Below are 16,526 nucleotides of genomic sequence, written 5' to 3'. Positions count from 1 at the left end.
TCCCGTAGTCACGCTCTAGATTGCTGAGCAAGGCCTGCGGGAGCGGCGAGCCGCCCTGCGGGCAGGGATTCCGGCAAAGGGAGGCTCCGGCGTGGCAGGAGGCGTGACAGCAGGCGTGACCGACGGGTCCGGCGGCGAGACCGCGGAGATTTTGACCCGTGTCGACAACGGCATCGGCCTGATCACGCTGAACCGCCCGAAGGCGATCAACTCGCTCACCCAGTCGATGGTCGAGACGCTGCGCCCGCTGCTGGCCCGTTGGGAAGACGACGACGCGGTGCGCGCGGTTGTGCTCTGCGGGGCCGGCGAGCGCGGGCTGTGTGCCGGCGGCGACGTGGTCGCCGTCTACCACAGCGCGCGCCGGGATGGCGTCGAGGTCCGCAAATTCTGGCGGGAGGAATACCTGCTCAACGCTCAGATTGGCCGGTATGCCAAGCCGTATGTGGCGTTGATGGATGGCATCGTGATGGGCGGCGGCGTCGGTGTCAGCGCGCACGCCAGCGTCCGGGTGGTGACCGAAACCTCGAAGATCGCGATGCCCGAGGTGGGCATCGGGTTCGTTCCCGACGTCGGCGGCGCCTACCTGCTGTCCCGGGCGCCCGGAGCGCTGGGGCTGTACGCCGCCTTGACCGGGGCACCGTTCTCCGGGGCCGACGCCATCGCGCTGGGCTTCGCCGACCACTTCGTACCGCATGACCAACTCGGCGCATTCACCACGAAGATCATCGACGATGGGATCGACGGGGCACTGGCCGTCCACGCCGTCGAACCGCCGGCCAGTGAGCTTGCTGCGCAACAGCATTGGATCGACGAGTGCTTTGCTGGTGAGACCGTCGAGGACATCATCGCCGCGCTGCGCGCTCACGATGTGAGTGCGGCACACGACGCCGCCGAGCTGATTGCCTCCCGCTCCCCCATCGCTGTGTCGGTGACGCTACAGGCGATACGCCGGGCCGCGAAGATGGAAACGCTGGAAGACGTTCTGGTGCAGGACTATCGGCTGTCCTCGGCCGCTGCGCGCTCACACGATCTGGTAGAAGGAATTCGGGCGCAGATCATCGACAAGGATCGCGATCCGAAGTGGTCGCCGCCGAACCTTGCCGCGGTCACCGCGGCCGACATCGACGCGTACTTTGCGCCGGTCGACGACGACTTAAGTTTCTAGAAAGGCGGTTCGGTGAGCGAGACAACCAGCGAGACAAGCTACGAAACCATCCTGGTCGAGCGTGATCAGCGGGTCGGCATCATCACGCTGAACCGGCCGCAAGCGCTCAACGCGCTCAATACCCAGGTGATGAACGAAGTCACCAGTGCGGCGACACAATTCGATCGGGACCCGGGAATCGGCGCGATCATCATCACCGGCTCGGCCCGAGCATTCGCCGCCGGGGCCGACATCAAGGAGATGGCCGGCCTGACATTCGCCGATGCGTTCGGCGCCGACTTCTTCGCCGCCTGGCACAGATTGGCCGAGGTCCGCACCCCGACGATTGCCGCGGTCGCGGGGCACGCGCTTGGCGGGGGCTGCGAGCTCGCGATGATGTGCGACCTGTTGATCGCGGCCGACACCGCAAAGTTCGGCCAGCCCGAGATCAAACTCGGCGTGCTGCCCGGAATGGGTGGCTCCCAGCGGCTTACCCGGGCCATCGGCAAGGCCAAGGCGATGGACCTGATCCTGACCGGCCGCACGATCGGGGCCGAGGAAGCCGAACGCAGCGGCCTGGTTTCACGGGTGGTGCCGGCCGACGACCTGCTGACCGAGGCGAAGGCGGTCGCGACCACCATTTCGCAGATGTCGCTGTCGGCGGCCCGGATGGCCAAAGAAGCCGTCAACCGCGCCTTCGAATCCACCCTGGCTGAGGGGCTGCTCTACGAACGTCGGCTGTTCCATTCGACTTTCGCGACCGCCGATCAGTCCGAGGGTATGACGGCCTTCGTCGAGAAGCGCGCCCCCAATTTCACCCACCGCTAAACTACCTTCGTGACCGAAGCGGGTTCGGCGACCGGCACGCACGGCGACTCAGACGTCGGCGTGGCGACCAAAGCCGAAGCGGTCCCGGACATTCTCACGGCCGATGAGGCCGAAGACGTGACGGACATTGCGACAAAGCCGTTTTGGGTTCGCCACTACACCTTCACCGGCACCACGGTCGGGCTGATCTTCATCTGGTTCTCGATGACGCCGTCCCTGCTCCCGCGCGGCGCGCTGTTCCAAGGGCTGGTCAGCGGCATCTCCGGTGCCATCGGCTACGGGCTGGGCGTTTTCTCCGTCTGGCTGGTCCGGTACATGCGCTCCAAGGAATCCAGCCCACCACCTCCGCGCTGGGCATGGAAGGTGCTGATGCCGATCGGCGCGGTCGGCATGGTGCTGATGGCGATCTGGTTCCACGTCTGGCAAGACGACGTGCGCGACCTGATGGGCGTCGAACACCTCAAGTGGTACGACTATCCGATCGCGGCCGGATTGTCGATCATCGTGCTGTTCACCATTGTCGAGATTGGGCAGGCCATCCGCATCCTGTTCAGTTTCCTTGTGCGGCAACTGGATCGGATTGCACCGTTCCGCGTCTCGGCCACCATCGTGGTGACCCTGCTGGTAGTGCTGAGCATCGCGCTGCTCAATGGTGTGGTCATCAAGTTCGCGATGCGCACGATGAACAACACGTTCGCCGCGGTCAACAACGAAATGAACCCGGATACCCGTCCCCCGAGCACGCCGCTGCAATCCGGCGGCCCGCAGTCGCTGGTGTCGTGGGAATCCCTGGGCCACCAGGGCCGCATCTTCGTCAACGGCGGCCCCAAAATCGATGACCTCACCCGCTTCAACGGCGCGCCCGCCACCCCACCGATCCGCGCCTACGCCGGACTCAATTCCGCCGACGGCATCACGGCGACCGCCGAGCTGGCCGCGCGCGAACTGCAGCGAGCCGGCGGGCTGCAACGCGCCGTCGTGGCCGTCGCCACCACCACCGGAACGGGTTGGATCAACGAAGCGGAAGCCTCGGCGCTGGAATACATGTACAACGGCAACACCGCGATCGTCAGCATGCAGTACTCGTTCCTACCGAGTTGGCTGTCCTTCCTGGTGGACAAGGAGAACGCGCGGCACGCCGGGCAGGCGCTGTTCGAGGCCGTCGACAAACTGGTGCGGCAGCTGCCCGAGGCGCAGCGGCCCAAACTCGTTGTGTTCGGCGAGAGCCTGGGGTCGTTCGGCGGCGAGGCGCCGTTCATGAGCCTCAACAACGTGTTGGCCCGCACCGACGGCGCGCTGTTCAGCGGACCGACATTCAACAACACAATTTGGAAGGACCTGACCTCCACCCGCGACGCCGGGTCACCGGAGTGGCTGCCCATCTATAACGACGGCAGCAATGCCCGGTTCGTCGCTCGGCCAAGCAATTTGGATCGCCCTAGGAAGCCGTGGGGTACGCCGCGGGTGGTGTATCTGCAGCACGCCTCCGACCCCATCGCGTGGTGGACGCCCGATCTGCTGTTCGCCAAGCCGGATTGGCTGCGCGAACGGCGGGGCTATGACGTGCTGCCGCAGACGCGGTGGATTCCGGTGGTGACATTTCTGCAGGTGTCCGCGGATATGGCCGTGGCCGTGGATGTGCCCGACGGGCACGGTCACCGCTACGTCGCCGACGTGGCCGACGGCTGGGCCGCGGTGCTGTCGCCACCGGGCTGGACGCCGGAGAAGACCGCACGGCTGCGCCCGTTGCTCCATGCCAACGACTGAGTAGCGGCGAGCTGGGCGAGTTCGGTGAGCACCCCGACCTCGGCCAGCGCCCGGTAGCCGCCAACGACGTCGGTGGCGCGGTGCAGACCGATGTCCAGCAGCGCGGCCGCGGCCAGGCTCGAGGTGTAGCCCTCCGAGCACAGGATCACCCATTCGACATCGTCGCCGACGGCCTGCGGCAGCCGGGCATCGCTGGTCGGGTCGCAGCGCCATTCCAGGACGTTGCGCTCGACGACCAGGGCACCCGGTACCTCGCCCTCACTGCTTCGCTGCGCGTGCGGCCGGATGTCGACGAGCACCGCCCCACCTCGGACCGCGTCGGGAACCTCGGCGGCCGGCAACCGACACAAACGACGCCGGGCGGACCTCAGGACCACGTCGATCCGGCTCACCGCGCACCCTCCGGTTGGTCGGTCAGTTCGGTGCGTCGGCGACGCAGCCGGTTGCGGCCGGTGACTTCGTAGTAGGACATCGCGCTCAGCGGCGGTGAGTACGCGTGCACGCTCAGCGTCGGTGCCGCCGGCGCACCGATCGTCGGCGCGGATCCGGACAGCGGCCTGGGGACGGGCCGGGGCGCCCACACCACGTCGTGCACCCAGCCCAGTGGAAACCCGGCCTGATCCCCGGCATCCAGCCGGCGGCGACGCAGTTTGCTTCCGTCCCAACGGAATTCGTTGAGCGAGCCGGACACGACGGTCAGCGCACCCAGCGACCCGCCGTGGTCGTGCAGTTCGGTCGCGTGACCGGGCACCCAGCTGATCAACCAGACGTCCAGTTCGTCGTCGCCGTGGATGCGGGCGTACCAGCGCTGCGACTCCGGAATGCCCCCGGCGGGCAGCAGGTGATCGCAGCGTCCGCTGAGCACGTCGTCGGCGGCCTGGTCGGTGGCGTGCAGCAGGTCAGGCACTCGCAACGCCGTGGGCCCGGCCGAGGGCGACGCGGAGGTGGGTGGACGCAACACGGCAGAGCGGGCGACAGGGAAAGACATGTGAGAACGCTCCAGGGAGACGGATCGGACAAGCAGCGGCGCGTCAGGGCCGACAACACTCGCAAAATCCGAAGAGCTCCATCACGGCAGCCAGTGTTGCATAGATTGAGTGCTGTGCGGTGGCGCAGCGATCGCCCCCTGCGGTGGGGCGCCCTGATAGTGGCGGCCGGTTGTGCGGTGTCGCCCGGCGTCGCGGGATGCTCGTCCGGCGGTGCGCCCGGCGGCAAAACCACGTCGTCGCCGACGCGAACGTCGCCGGGACCGACCGGCCCGGCACCGGCTCCTGTCGGAGCGGTCGGCCTGTCCCCCGCCGGCGTGACCACTCGGGTCGACGTCCCCGCGGAGTCGACCGAAGAGGAGTACTACCAGGCCTGTCACGCCGCGAAGGTGTGGATGGACGCTCATCACAGGCCCGGTGAATCCCTGTTCGAGCCGTACCTGGCGATGCTGCAGACCACATCGACGAGCACGGCGGGCACCTGGAACACGCGGTGGTCGGACCTGACGCCGGCGCGGCAGGCGGCGGTGATCACCGCCGTGCGCGCGGCCGCCGACAACGAGTGCGATTAGCGGCGGAAGCGCTTGCTCCGCGGCTCGCCGCAGTTGCGATCACGGGTGAAAAAACTGCCACCCCGGCCCGGCGCGGGCCCTCATCACCCGGCAAAATGTAGGGGTGTCCGGCGAAACCGTTGCGCGTCGTTCCGCACCGACCCGGGTGGCGCTGGCACTGGGTAGCGGGGGCGCGCGCGGCTATGCGCACATCGGAGTGATCGAGGCGCTGCGGGCCCGCGGCTTCGAGATCGTGGGAATCACCGGCTCCTCGATGGGGGCGATGATCGGCGGCCTGCAGGCCGCCGGACGGCTCGACGAGTTCGCCGACTGGGCCAAGTCGCTGACGCAACGGACCATCCTGCGGCTGCTTGACCCGTCGATCACCGCGGCCGGGGTGATGCGCGCCGAGAAGATCCTGGAAGCGGTGCGCGACATCCTCGGCGAGGTCACCATCGACGAACTGCCGATTCCCTACACCGCGGTCGCCACCGATCTGCTGGCCGGCAAGTCGGTGTGGTTTCAGCACGGCCCGCTCGACGAGGCGATCCGGGCGTCCATCGCAATCCCGGGGGTGATCGCTCCGCACGAGGTCGGCGGCCGCCTGCTCGCCGACGGCGGCATCCTGGATCCGCTGCCGATGGCCCCGCTCGCCGCGGTCAACGCCGATCTGACGATCGCGGTGGGCGTCAGCGGTAGCGAGGTGATCGGCAAGCGCGAGCCGGAGTCCGGCGCTACCGCCGACTTCCTGAACCGGATGGTGCGCAGCACGTCCGCGCTGCTCGACGCCGCGGCGGTGCGCTCGCTTCTCGACCGGCCAACCGCGCGCGCCGTGCTGAGCCGGTTCGGCGCGGACACCTGGTCCGACGAGGAGTCGGCATCCGGCCAACACGATGCCGTCGACGAGGCGCTCGAGGTCCCGAAGCTGGGCAGCTTCGAGGTGATGTACCGGGCATTCGACATCGCCCAGTCCGCCCTCACGCGTCACATGCTGTCGGCCTACCCGCCGGATCTGTTGATTGAAGTACCGCGCTCGACGTGCCGGAGCCTGGATTTCCACCGGGCCGCAGAGGTGATCGACATTGGCCGGGTCCTGGCCGACCGGGCGCTGGCCGCACTCGAGGCCACGACCGAGGATCCCGTGCCGCCCGCCATCGAGGGCTGATCAGACACCCAGGAATCGGGCGAGGGCCGGTGCCTCGCGACGGCCCTGCTGCCGGCCGGCTTCGGCCGAGTCGACCCGGCAGCGCGGGTCTAACGGGTTGGGCCCGAACGCCTTGCGCGAACCGGTATCGGCGAACACGGCAAAGGCCCGGCCTTCGAACGACGCGATCTCGGCGGCAGGCCCGGCACCGAAGGCCGACGGCGCGTCGGCGGCCGCGGGCACCAGCACGACGACCGCGTCGCAGTCCCGCGCGACACCCACGTTGACCGAGCTGGCCACCCCGCCGTCCATGTACCGCCGGCCACCGATCGTCACCGGCGGCCACGCACCCGGCACCGCGCAACTGGCTGCCACCGCATCGACGAGCGAGACCCCGGATGCGGCGTCGAAGACCACCAATTCTCCGGTGGCGGTGTCGATCGCGGTGATGCGCAGCGCGCGTTGCGGCCACTCGTGGGACGGCAAGCGGTCCTCGATCACGCGTCGGCGGATCGCCTCGGGAACGGTGGCGGTGCTTAGCGCGACCGCGCCGATGCGCTGCATCTGCTGGGGTGTCCGGGGTTGCGACTCATCGTAGGGTCCGCCCAGGGCGGTCAGGAACAGTTCGGTGATGGTGTCGACGTCGACGCCGGAATCGATTTCACTCGAGGTCTCGCCGACCTGCCGATCGAACAACGTCTCCAGAGTGCTGCCGCTGCCAAGCTGAGCAGCGACCGCCGAACCCGCCGACGTTCCGATCAGCACGTCGGCGTCCAGCAGCAGCCGCGCCGCGGCGGGCGACTCGTCCGCGATTCCCCGCAAAATACCTGTCTCCCAAGCAATTCCGGCTATCCCACCGCCGCCCAGCACGAGCGCTCGTCTGGTGGTCACCTCACAGCTTCCGGGTGTTCGCCAGCGCGTGTTGCGCATCTTCGACGGGCACGCTGAGATCCTCCCGGCGCAGCAGATACCGCGGCGGGTCCGGCAGGATCATCGTGCGGCTGATCTGCAGGTCACCGTCGACGTGCACCAGCTCGCCGGGGTGCAACAACCGCCAGCGCGGGTCGTCGTTCATCGGCTCGGTGGCCAACACCACCGAGGCGCGGTCGCACAGCGCGGCGGACTGTGCGTGTATTCGCTTGGTACGCATGTCGAATTGCGGGTCGACCCCGTCGGTACGCCGATCCAGCAGGCAAAGCTGATGAGTGCCGGGATAACGCAGCGCCCAGATGTCCGTGGCCGTGCTCAGCAACACGTTGACCGCATAGATCGGCACATTGGCCGCTAGCCAGGTCATCGCCTCGGTAACGCCCGCCGAGACGTCGCCACCCGCCGCGCGAATCGAGCCGGTGATCAATGCGAACACCCGCTCGGAGTCCGTCTGCCCCAAAACCAAATCGTCGGTTCCGATTTCGTGCAACCGCGCGTCGAGGACATCGAGTCCCTCGAGCACACCGTTGTGCGCGAAAATCCGACCGTCCTGCAGGAACGGGTGGGTGTTGCGGATGTCCAGCGCTCCCGTCGTCGCGTAGCGCACATGCGCGACGAACGTCGTTCCGGTCGCGCGGTGCGCCTCGGTCGCGAAGTCGCCGTCCTGCCACGCGGCGATCGGTTCCTTGTACAGCTGCGGTCGGCCATCGGTGTCGAACACACCCAGGCCGGTGCCGTCGGGGTTGCGCCGGCTCTGTTCGGACAGGCTGTCGGGCGCGTCCAGCAGCCAGAAGGTCGCGGTACACGCGTGCGTCCCGGCGTGCAGGCCAAAGAGTCGACACATGGGCTCGACCGTACCGAATGCGCTGATCGCTCAGCGCGCCACGGTTTCAGTCGCGCGCCTCGATGACCTGGTAGGCGTTGTCCGCATACCGGGCGCGGATCGTCTTCTTGTCGTACTTGCCCACGCTGGTGAGCGGGACCTCATCGGCAAAGGCCCACCGTTCGGGAAGCCACCACCGAACGACTTTGTCGGACAGGAACTTTCGAAGTTCGCTGGCGCTCACCGACGCACCCTCGTTGCGGACCACCAGGGCCAGCGGCCGTTCCTGCCAGCGCTCGTCGGGCACTCCGACCACCGCCGCCCTGAGGACGTCGGGGTGGCCGATCAAGCAGTTCTCCAGCTCGACCGAGGAGATCCACTCACCGCCGGATTTGATGACGTCCTTGGCCCGGTCGGTCAGCGTGACGAAGCCCTGCTCGTCGATGCGGCCGACATCGCCGGTGCGCAGCCAGCCGGAATCGAACTTGGCGGCGTCGTGCCCCCGGTAGTAGGCGCCGGTGATCCACGGCCCGCGCACCTCCACCTCGCCGACCGCCTGGCCGTCGTTGGGCAACACGGTGCCGTCGTCGGCGACGATCCGCATTTCCACACCGCATATCGGTTGGCCCTGCGTTCCGCGGATGGCCCAGTGCTGGTCCTGCGGAGTGTCCACCGGCGGCCAGGCCAGGGTGGCCAACGGCGACGTCTCGGTCATCCCCCACAGCTGCCGGATCTGGACGTCGTACTTGTCCTCGAAGGTCTGCATCATCGACACCGGAACGGCCGACCCGCCGCAGGCGACCTGGCGCAGCGACGAAATATCGTGGTCGGGATCCCTTTCCAGATGGTGCATTACGTCGTTCCAGATGGTCGGCACGGCGCCGGCCAGGGTGGGCCGCCATTTCTCGATCATGTCGATCAGCGATCGGGCGTCGAGGTGACGATCGGGCAACACCTGGGCGGCGCCAGCCATCGCGGCGGCGAAGGGCAACCCCCAAGCGTTGGCGTGAAACATCGGCACGATCGACAGCACCCGGTCGCAGGCGCCGACCCCGATGCCGTTGCTGCTACACGCGGCCATGGCATGAAGGAAGGTCGAACGATGGCTGTAGACAACACCTTTGGGATTGCCGGTGGTGCCACTGGTGTAACACATGGCGGCGGCGGAGGTTTCCTCGATGCGTGGCCAGTCGAAGTCGGTCGGCTCACCGTCGAGGAACTCCGCGTAGCGAAGCACCGTCTTGCCCGATTCCTGCAGCGGCGCCGTGTCGCCGTCACCGACCGCGATCACCGTGTGCACCGTCTTGAGTTCGGGCAGGACCGGCGCCAGCAGCTTGGCCAGCGACATGTCGACCAGCACGACCTGGTCCTCGGCCTCGTTGGCGACGAAGGTGATCTGCTCGGGGAACAACCGGATGTTGAGCGTGTGCAGCACCGCGCCCATCGAGGGCACCGCGAGGTAGGCCGCCAGGTGTTCGGCGTTGTTCCACATGAACGTCGCGATCCGCTCGTCGCCGGTGACGCCGAGGCGGCGCAACCCGTTTGCCAATTGCGCGGCCTGCTGCCCGAGTTCGCGGTACGTGGTATGCCGGTAGCCGTCGTCGGTAGCGGTGGTGACGGTTCGGGCGCCGTGCACGCCGCAGCTGTGCCGCATGATCGCGGTGATCGTCAGCGGAAAGTCCTGCATTGTGCTGTCCATCGAGCTACCGCCTTACCGTCTCGGCGCTACACATCCCATGGTCGGTCGGGGCGAATGGTATCGCCGCACTACCGCATGAGAACCGGATTCCCCCGACAAGGCGCGTTGTATCAACAAACGGCGTCAGGCGAACACCGGCTGGTGTGATATCAGGTCGGGCACCAGCAAGGCGGCCCGCCACGGCTCGCTGTCGGACGCGGCGCCGGCCAGCGCCAATGGGGCCTTGGCGGGCACCGGCGTGACGGTGACAACGCCGGAGTAGTCGGCGATGTAGAGCCGAGTACCGTCCGGGCTTTCCACCGCGCAGGACGGTCGCGTCCCGGCGCCCAGCGTGGCGAGGATGTCGTAGCTCAGCGTGCACAGCACGGCGACGTTGTCGTCGCTGACCAGGTAGGCGCGGTCGCCGTCGGCGGATAACGTCATCCGGGTCAAAAAGCCGCCGGTCTCGCCGACCTTGCGGGTGGAGCTGATTGTGTTGGTCCGGGTGTCGACGACGTCGATCACGACACCCACCGCGGGCGCGCAACTGGCCACGTAAGCCAGGGCACCACTGGGGCTCAGCGCGACATCGCGCACCGGCAATCCGATCTCGACCGTGTCGATCACCCGTGGGCCGGCCTGCGTCGAGGCGATCACCACGAGCCGGCCGCCGGCGGGCCCGTTGGTTGCGACGTAGGCCCGGCTTCCGTCGGGGCTGACGCACACGCACTCGGTGGTGGTCCCCGGGGTACGGCCCGCGACGTCGATGGTGCGGACGTGGCCGGTTGCGGTGTCCAGCACGGCCACGTCGGCGGCGCGCGCACCATTGCGGCTGGCGTACACGTACCGTCCCGCGGCATCGGCGGCCAGGTCGCTCACGCTCATTGTCACCGGATGCGTCTGAACCACCATGCCGGTGTCTGTGTCAATGACCTGGATGGAGTCGTAGGCCGCGGAGCTCATTGCCACCCCGCTGACGTATGCCCGGCTGGAGGCACCGCCGACCGCGATGGCGAACGGCTCGGCCACCCCCTCGACCGTGTCGACCACGCGGAAGGTGTCGGTATCGACCACCGAGACGCTGTCGTCTGCATAGTTGGTCACCAATAGCCGGCGGCCGTCGGGGCGCAACGCCATGCCGCTGATCGGTCCGTGGTGGACCGCGATTCCCACCGCCACCGGTGTCGTGTCTTTAGTCATGCCCTCAGTCGTGCCCCTGTCGCGGGCGGCCTGCCGGCCGTTCGGTTCGCTCACGTTCGCACCGCCTTAGCTGTCGTTCGGGTCATCGCCGGTCATACCGGTGCACGCGCATTGCGACGCCGTCGGCTGGGATAACCGCGTTTCAGCACCCGAAATACGCTGATCTGCACAAATTTTACCGGCCGAATTCCGGTGAAAATGCAGGAAATTCGGCACTGTCGGCGAAATCACCGCGCGGCCTCAGTATCCGCTCAGGTGCCAGTTGCCAAGTATATACACACCACCTACCCAGCTAACCCAGTCAGCCCACTTTACAAGCTATTTCGTCATTGTCAGCTAATCTTTGGCGCTGCGAGACCGACGATGTCGGATAAGAATTTATTAGAAATGTGCGCTAAAAGAGGCAAACGTCACATTTGGCCCAGCCGATGCGCCCCACCGATTAGCTGAGCCGATTAGCTGAACTGCGTCGTGGGCCGGGCGAGAGTTTGTCCATCGACGGTCAGGTCGAGCTTTTCGTTGTAGAAGGCCACCAGGCCCGCGATCTGGCTGACCGCCGGCAGCGGGTAGTGATAGGTCCAGGCGAGGTCGGTGTGCACCGTGTCGCCGACCCGCACCGACCAGTAGCCCGACGTTGCTCCCTTGTACGGGCATTGGGTCTGGGTATCGCTGGGTTCCAAGTGCTCGAAGACGACGTCGGTGGGGTCGATGTAATACCTTGTGGGTAAACCGGTTTCGAAGACCAACACCGGTGAGCGGGTATCGGCCAGCACGACACCGTCGCATTCCACCCGGACGTGGCGACGCGAGCGCAGCGCGTCGACCCGCGAATAGGGGTTACGCGGGTGCACGTAGATCGGCTCGTCCTCCTCGAACCAGCGCAGCGCACCCCATTCGAAACGCACGGTGCCCGCCACCGGGCTATCGCTATCGGCATCGAACACCCGCGCCGCCGAGGGGTGCGTCTGGCCCGACCCGACCAGTGCGTGCAACCGCGACGGTCCGAATTGCACTGTCTGCGCGTGGTTTTCGTCGTGCAGAAACTCGGGCCGCACGTCGGCCAGCGGGATGTAATACGCGGGGTAGTAAGGGATTTCCCACACGTAGCGAGCCGCGGTGGTGTCGAAGACCAGCTCGTCGCCGAGGAAGCCCCGCACCCGGCGCGGCGCGGGCTCGACCCTGCCCCGCGCCGCAGCCGGCTGCGGATAGTCAGCCTCGGACGTCATGGCTCAGACCAGCTGATTTTTCGAGGTGATACCGGCGGGAGATTGCGAAATCGCTTGGCGGATGGCGTCAGCCAGCGCCAGTGCGCTTTCCTCGGTGAGTTCGAGCGCTACCCGCGCCCCGGGCCCCAGCTCCGGATTGATCACGTCGATGTTGACGGTATGGGCATAGGGCGCATGGACGGGATGGTCGACGTAGACCGTTGCGCGGTCCGCGCCGAACCAGCCCGCCGGGCCCTTGCCGCTGCCGTCGATCTCTACGTGTGCGGTCAGATGCGTGCACATGGCTTGGCAGACCTAGCCTTTCAGATGGGTGGCGAAGAAGTCGTCGATCCGGGCCCAACCGTCGAGTGCGGCCTCCACCCGATACACCGGGCGGTCGACCGAGAAGAACGCGTGGCCCGCGCCGTCGTACGAATGAAACTCGTGCTCTTTACCCAGCTTGGTCAGCTCCGCGTCCAGCGTGGCAACCGCGGACGGGTTGGGGAACTTGTCGTCGACCCCGAACAGGCCCAGCAGCGGGCAGCTCAATTTCGGCGCCAGGTGCAGAATCGGCTTGATGGCCGCCGGCACGCCCTCCGGCGGGTTTTCGACGATGTAGCCCCCGTAACAGTCCACCGCAGCATCCAGCTCCAGCGAGCACGCCGCCAGGAACGCGTGCCGGCCGCCCGAGCAGTGCCCGATGACGCCGAACTTGCCATTGGCGCCAGGCAGCGACCGCAGGTGCTCGATCGCGCCCGCGACGTCACCGACGAGCCGCTCGTCCGGCACCCCGCCCGCCGCGCGGGCCGCCGCGGCCGCGTCGTCGGGTGCGGCACCCGGGGCTTCGCGGAAGTACAAGTTCGGCGCCACCGCGTAAAAACCGTTGACGGCGAATCGCCGGACGAACTCCTTCGTTTCGCGGTCGTAGCCGGGCATGTGATGAATGAAGACGACGCCGCCGCGTGAACCTTCGGCGAGCGGCTGCGCGAGGTAGGCCTCGATCTGGTCGCCGCCGTGACCGGTGATGGTGACCGTCTCCGCGCGAATGGCATCTGGGCTGACCGCGTTCATCGGCATGCTCCTTGCTTGTGGGGGCGTGGTGCGGGGCTTGGTGCGGGGCTTGGCCCCGACGGCACCAACGTAGTCAAAACTGCGCGCGGACGGCCCGGGCCGTGGTGCCCACCGGCGTGACCGCGGCTCGGCGCAAAGCGTGGCGGCCGACTGGAATCCTCGTCGCGGCGAGGGATAACGCCGTCCCGCCGTCTCAACTGTTGAGACCACCGGTACGCCGACGCGACGGCGAACCAGGTCTGACAACGGTGTTTGTCGCACCGCCGGCGATGTCCGCGGCCTAACGCTTCTTGTCGCGAACCTTGTAGGTCGACGGCCAGGATTTTCGTGATTCGTCACCGGTCAGCGGCGTGCCCTTGCCGCCAACCTTGACGCTGTAGGCCTCCTTGCCGGGACCCACTTCGCGGTTCGCGTGTTCCTGGGCCAGGAAATACAGCTCGTCGATGGTCGCTTCGTCGTAGGCGACGAACGACGTTTCTCGTTCCAGATCGTCGATGCCGGCGAGCATCCGGCCGGGCACCCACTTCGAAGCCAGCGCCGCCAGACCCAGCAGCGAATACGGGATGACCCAGTAGCAGACGAACAACAGCGGCGTCTTTGTGTCCAGGATGGTAGCCTCCCGGCCGCCGAAAGATTCCAGAATTGGCGGGATGGTCGAGGACACCGTCATGCCGGCGAACGCCGCAATCCAGATCCAGGACAAGACGTCGGTGATTCGCCGGAACAGCTCGGTGTTGACGACATCCGGGGGCTGCTCCGCGGCGGCGATCTCCCGCACGAACGACTTGCCCACCAGCTGGCCGACCAGCGCTACGAGAAAGATGCCGGCCGCGCTGAGCGGCTGGATCCACCGGTGCATGAACGATTCGCTGAGCGTGAAGGTCAGGATCGTCAGCACGGCGAACGTCGCTACCGCCCCGATCTCCAGCGCGCCCCCCGATTTGCCGATCAGGCGCGCGATCAGGGCCGCGGCGACGGCGATCGCAAACGCGACAACCACCGCCGTCTTGAACGGAACATTGCCGACCAGCACCCAATAGATAAGCCACGGCGCAAACCCAAACAGCATGCCCACGATGGGCCAGTGTATTGAGTGGCGATTTTTACCCGGGACGCCCCGCCGCATTGCCCGTGTTGCGATCCTGCGGCGGTCGGGCAAACCCACTACATTGCCTCTGTAGTGAACGACGACCCACGCGACGACCCACGCAACGACGTTGTCTCCCGGCAATACGATCGGTGGCAATACCCGCCTCCCATCAGTGATCTCGAGCTCTACTCGAAGACCAACTGGGAGTGGTTCGATCCGTACCGGGCGCACCGGGTGCTGTGGCCGGACCGGGACTACCGCCCGGATCTGGACATCCTGATCGCGGGGTGCGGCGCCAACCAGGCGGCGGTGTTCGCCTTCACGAACCGCTCGGCCAAGGTGGTGGCCGTCGACGTCAGCCAAGCGGCGCTGGACCATCAGCGATATCTCAAGGACAAGCACGGCCTGCAGAACCTGGAGTTGCACCTGCTCCCGATCGAGGAGGTGTCGGCGCTGGGGCGAGACTTCGACCTGATCGTGTCCACCGGCGTCCTGCATCACCTGGCCGATCCGCTGACCGGCCTGCGCGCACTCGCGGGTTGCGTGCGCCGCGACGGTGCGATCGGGGCGATGCTCTATGCGAAGTACGGCCGGATCGGGGTCGAACTGCTTGAGTCGACCTTTCGTGACCTGGGGCTTTCGCAGGACGAGGCGTCAGTGCAGGCGGTCAAAAACATCATCGCGATGCTGCCTGCGGATCATCCCGTCCGCAGTTATTTGAAGGTGGCTCGCGATTTGCAAACCGACGGCGCGCTCGTCGACACCTTCCTGCACGGGCGCCAGCGCAGTTACACGGTTTCCCAGTGCCTTCAGCTGGTCGCCTCGGCCGGGCTCGCGTTCCAGGGTTGGTTTCACAAGACCCCCTACTATCCACACGAAATCCTCACTCCCTCAAGCGGATTCGCGTCTTACACGGCACACTTGCCGGATGCCGCACTGTGGTCGGTGATGGAGCGACTGCAGCCACTCAATGCCACCCATTTCTTCATGGCCTGCCGCCCCGACCGGCCGAAGCAGCAGTACACCATCGACTTCTCGACGGTCGCCGCCCTCGACTACGTGCCGATGTCACGCACGGCGTGCCAGCTGTCCGGCATCGACCTGCTCGGACCGGGAGCCCGACTGCGGCTCAGCCCGGCTCAGCTACCCTTCGCCCAACTCGTCGACGGCCGTCGCAGCATCCGGGAGATCGCGGCCAACGTCCGCGCCGGCAGCGACACCGGCGACGTGGAGGACTTCGCGCGCAAGCTGTTTCAAGAACTGTGGCGGCTGGACTTCCTGTCCATGGCCATCGGCGGGAGCGGGCCCTGAAGGGTTCTCCGCCTATGCTCTGGCAAGACATACTGTCCAGACAAAGTTAGGATTCGGATTCCTGCCGAGCAGGCCGACACACCAAGGAGTCGACGCATGAAGAACACGGCACTGCGGGCGGGGTCGATCGCCGCCATGGTGGCCGGCCTCCTTGGCGCCGTCGTCGTCCACGCCGGCACCCCGGTCGCCAAGGCCGACCCATCCGACGACAACTACCTGCACATCCTGCAACAGCGGGGACTGAGCTGGGCCCAGGGTCAGGACCAGACGATGATCAACGTCGGGCATGCGGTCTGCGCGGACTTCGCCGGCGGCGACACGATGGAGCAGACAGTCGGCGACGTGAAGAAGGCGCTCGGAGTGAGCAACAACGGCGCCGGCAGCATCGTCGGCGCGGCGGTCGCGGCCTACTGCCCCGAAAATCGCAGCAAACTGTGAGCCGGCCCGGGGCCGATTTGCTATCGGTCGCCGGTTGCCTCGTTACCGAATGATCACATCGACGGACCACCGTCAGTGATCACTTTCCGCGCCGTGCCCCCAGTCGGACTCGAACCGACACTGGGCGGATTTTAAGTCCGCTGCCTCTGCCAATTGGGCTATGGGGGCCCGGCGGCGAATCTAGCGTGTCGGGCCCGGGCCCGGGGCACCGCATCCCACCCCAATTCGGGCAGATTCGCGACGTGCGCTACGCCGCCGCTTGACGTAGGATCCGCCACCCCACGCGACTTCGCACTGTTCGGACGTTTGCTGGAGATGACACGTCTATGTCAGCCGCCAGGACCGCGTTAAAACTGTCGG

General features: G+C 66.9%; 17 protein-coding genes and 1 tRNA gene. 7 read left to right on the top strand and 11 right to left on the bottom strand.

The features are described 5' to 3' along the window. The first annotated feature begins 115 nt into the window (after nucleotides 1–115). The 3 genes from G6N33_RS18380 to G6N33_RS18370 are packed head-to-tail and all read left to right on the top strand — an operon-like array spanning nucleotide 116 to nucleotide 3,739. On the top strand, nucleotides 116–1,165 hold the full coding sequence (locus G6N33_RS18380) for an enoyl-CoA hydratase/isomerase family protein (protein WP_044507718.1): 1,050 nt from the start codon (nucleotides 116–118) through the stop codon (nucleotides 1,163–1,165). Between the two features lie 12 nt (nucleotides 1,166–1,177). Continuing rightward, nucleotides 1,178–1,972, top strand: a complete 795-nt coding sequence (locus G6N33_RS18375; RefSeq protein ID WP_101528528.1) for an enoyl-CoA hydratase — start codon at nucleotides 1,178–1,180, stop codon at nucleotides 1,970–1,972. Between the two features lie 9 nt (nucleotides 1,973–1,981). Then, nucleotides 1,982–3,739 (top strand): alpha/beta hydrolase, encoded by a 1,758-nt coding sequence (locus G6N33_RS18370; protein ID WP_044507722.1) that lies wholly within the window; start codon nucleotides 1,982–1,984, stop codon nucleotides 3,737–3,739. Here G6N33_RS18370 and G6N33_RS18365 read toward each other — a convergent pair. Further along, nucleotides 3,634–4,131 carry a rhodanese-like domain-containing protein gene (locus tag G6N33_RS18365; RefSeq protein ID WP_232069438.1) on the bottom strand — a complete coding sequence of 166 codons (498 nt, stop codon included), beginning with the start codon at nucleotides 4,129–4,131 and terminating at the stop codon, nucleotides 3,634–3,636. The two genes, G6N33_RS18370 and G6N33_RS18365, sit on opposite strands and share 106 nt — an antisense overlap. Next, nucleotides 4,128–4,727, bottom strand: coding sequence for a cysteine dioxygenase (locus G6N33_RS18360; RefSeq protein ID WP_081662052.1), 600 nt, complete (start codon nucleotides 4,725–4,727; stop codon nucleotides 4,128–4,130). Before G6N33_RS18360 ends, G6N33_RS18365 begins: the two co-directional genes overlap by 4 nt. Nucleotides 4,728–4,841: 114 nt before the next feature. On the opposite strand from G6N33_RS18360, the gene G6N33_RS18355 reads away from it, so the two are divergent. Beyond that, nucleotides 4,842–5,297 carry a lipoprotein LpqV gene (locus G6N33_RS18355; RefSeq protein WP_163771577.1) on the top strand — a complete coding sequence of 152 codons (456 nt, stop codon included), beginning with the start codon at nucleotides 4,842–4,844 and terminating at the stop codon, nucleotides 5,295–5,297. 145 nt (nucleotides 5,298–5,442) lie between these two features. Next, nucleotides 5,443–6,441, top strand: a complete 999-nt coding sequence (locus G6N33_RS18350; protein WP_044507728.1) for a patatin-like phospholipase family protein — start codon at nucleotides 5,443–5,445, stop codon at nucleotides 6,439–6,441. Here the strand turns inward: G6N33_RS18350 and G6N33_RS18345 are convergent, their stop codons facing one another. The 8 genes from G6N33_RS18345 to G6N33_RS18310 form a co-directional block, all read right to left on the bottom strand. Continuing rightward, entirely contained in the window at nucleotides 6,442–7,311 is an 870-nt protein-coding gene (locus G6N33_RS18345) for a patatin-like phospholipase family protein (RefSeq protein ID WP_044507730.1), read from the bottom strand. Between the two features lies 1 nt (nucleotide 7,312). Then, nucleotides 7,313–8,194 (bottom strand): class II glutamine amidotransferase, encoded by an 882-nt coding sequence (locus tag G6N33_RS18340; RefSeq protein WP_044507731.1) that lies wholly within the window; start codon nucleotides 8,192–8,194, stop codon nucleotides 7,313–7,315. A 46-nt stretch (nucleotides 8,195–8,240) separates the two neighbouring features. Next, complete coding sequence (locus tag G6N33_RS18335) at nucleotides 8,241–9,872, bottom strand: long-chain fatty acid--CoA ligase (protein WP_044507732.1); 1,632 nt, start codon at nucleotides 9,870–9,872, stop codon at nucleotides 8,241–8,243. Between the two features lie 123 nt (nucleotides 9,873–9,995). Beyond that, on the bottom strand, nucleotides 9,996–11,105 hold the full coding sequence (locus G6N33_RS18330) for a YncE family protein (protein ID WP_044507733.1): 1,110 nt from the start codon (nucleotides 11,103–11,105) through the stop codon (nucleotides 9,996–9,998). A gap of 401 nt (nucleotides 11,106–11,506) precedes the next feature. Then, a complete protein-coding gene (locus G6N33_RS18325; RefSeq protein ID WP_044507734.1) occupies nucleotides 11,507–12,277 on the bottom strand; it encodes a DUF427 domain-containing protein in 771 nt (256 codons plus the stop codon). Between the two features lie 3 nt (nucleotides 12,278–12,280). Further along, nucleotides 12,281–12,559 (bottom strand): DUF6295 family protein, encoded by a 279-nt coding sequence (locus G6N33_RS18320; protein WP_044507736.1) that lies wholly within the window; start codon nucleotides 12,557–12,559, stop codon nucleotides 12,281–12,283. A gap of 12 nt (nucleotides 12,560–12,571) precedes the next feature. After that, nucleotides 12,572–13,327 (bottom strand): dienelactone hydrolase family protein, encoded by a 756-nt coding sequence (locus tag G6N33_RS18315; RefSeq protein ID WP_044512249.1) that lies wholly within the window; start codon nucleotides 13,325–13,327, stop codon nucleotides 12,572–12,574. A 280-nt stretch (nucleotides 13,328–13,607) separates the two neighbouring features. Continuing rightward, complete coding sequence (locus G6N33_RS18310; RefSeq protein ID WP_044507737.1) at nucleotides 13,608–14,402, bottom strand: hypothetical protein; 795 nt, start codon at nucleotides 14,400–14,402, stop codon at nucleotides 13,608–13,610. Nucleotides 14,403–14,507: 105 nt separating this feature from the next. Between G6N33_RS18310 and G6N33_RS18305 the strand changes: the two genes are divergently transcribed. Further along, a complete protein-coding gene (locus tag G6N33_RS18305) occupies nucleotides 14,508–15,728 on the top strand; it encodes a class I SAM-dependent methyltransferase (protein ID WP_044507738.1) in 1,221 nt (406 codons plus the stop codon). A 96-nt stretch (nucleotides 15,729–15,824) separates the two neighbouring features. Beyond that, nucleotides 15,825–16,166 carry a DUF732 domain-containing protein gene (locus G6N33_RS18300; RefSeq protein ID WP_049918992.1) on the top strand — a complete coding sequence of 114 codons (342 nt, stop codon included), beginning with the start codon at nucleotides 15,825–15,827 and terminating at the stop codon, nucleotides 16,164–16,166. 94 nt (nucleotides 16,167–16,260) lie between these two features. Here G6N33_RS18300 and G6N33_RS18295 read toward each other — a convergent pair. After that, nucleotides 16,261–16,334 (bottom strand) — tRNA-Leu (locus G6N33_RS18295). Between the last annotated feature and the right edge of the window lie 192 nt (nucleotides 16,335–16,526).

The organism is Mycobacterium simiae (genome assembly GCF_010727605.1).
Lineage (GTDB): Bacteria > Actinomycetota > Actinomycetes > Mycobacteriales > Mycobacteriaceae > Mycobacterium > Mycobacterium simiae.
The sequence above is the reverse complement of the archived record's forward strand: the minus strand, read 5'-3'. Positions and strand labels throughout refer to the sequence as shown.

What these genes read in the sequence shown, in the direction of transcription:
- G6N33_RS18360 (WP_081662052.1), bottom strand. Translation starts at nt 4,727, where the DNA reads ATGTCTTTCCCTGTCGCCCGCTCTGCCGTGTTGCGTCCACCCACCTCC.
- G6N33_RS18325 (WP_044507734.1), bottom strand. Translation starts at nt 12,277, where the DNA reads ATGACGTCCGAGGCTGACTATCCGCAGCCGGCTGCGGCGCGGGGCAGG.
- G6N33_RS18300 (WP_049918992.1), top strand. Translation starts at nt 15,825, where the DNA reads ATGAAGAACACGGCACTGCGGGCGGGGTCGATCGCCGCCATGGTGGCC.
- G6N33_RS18335 (WP_044507732.1), bottom strand. Translation starts at nt 9,872, where the DNA reads ATGGACAGCACAATGCAGGACTTTCCGCTGACGATCACCGCGATCATG.
- G6N33_RS18315 (WP_044512249.1), bottom strand. Translation starts at nt 13,327, where the DNA reads ATGAACGCGGTCAGCCCAGATGCCATTCGCGCGGAGACGGTCACCATC.
- G6N33_RS18320 (WP_044507736.1), bottom strand. Translation starts at nt 12,559, where the DNA reads ATGTGCACGCATCTGACCGCACACGTAGAGATCGACGGCAGCGGCAAG.
- G6N33_RS18340 (WP_044507731.1), bottom strand. Translation starts at nt 8,194, where the DNA reads ATGTGTCGACTCTTTGGCCTGCACGCCGGGACGCACGCGTGTACCGCG.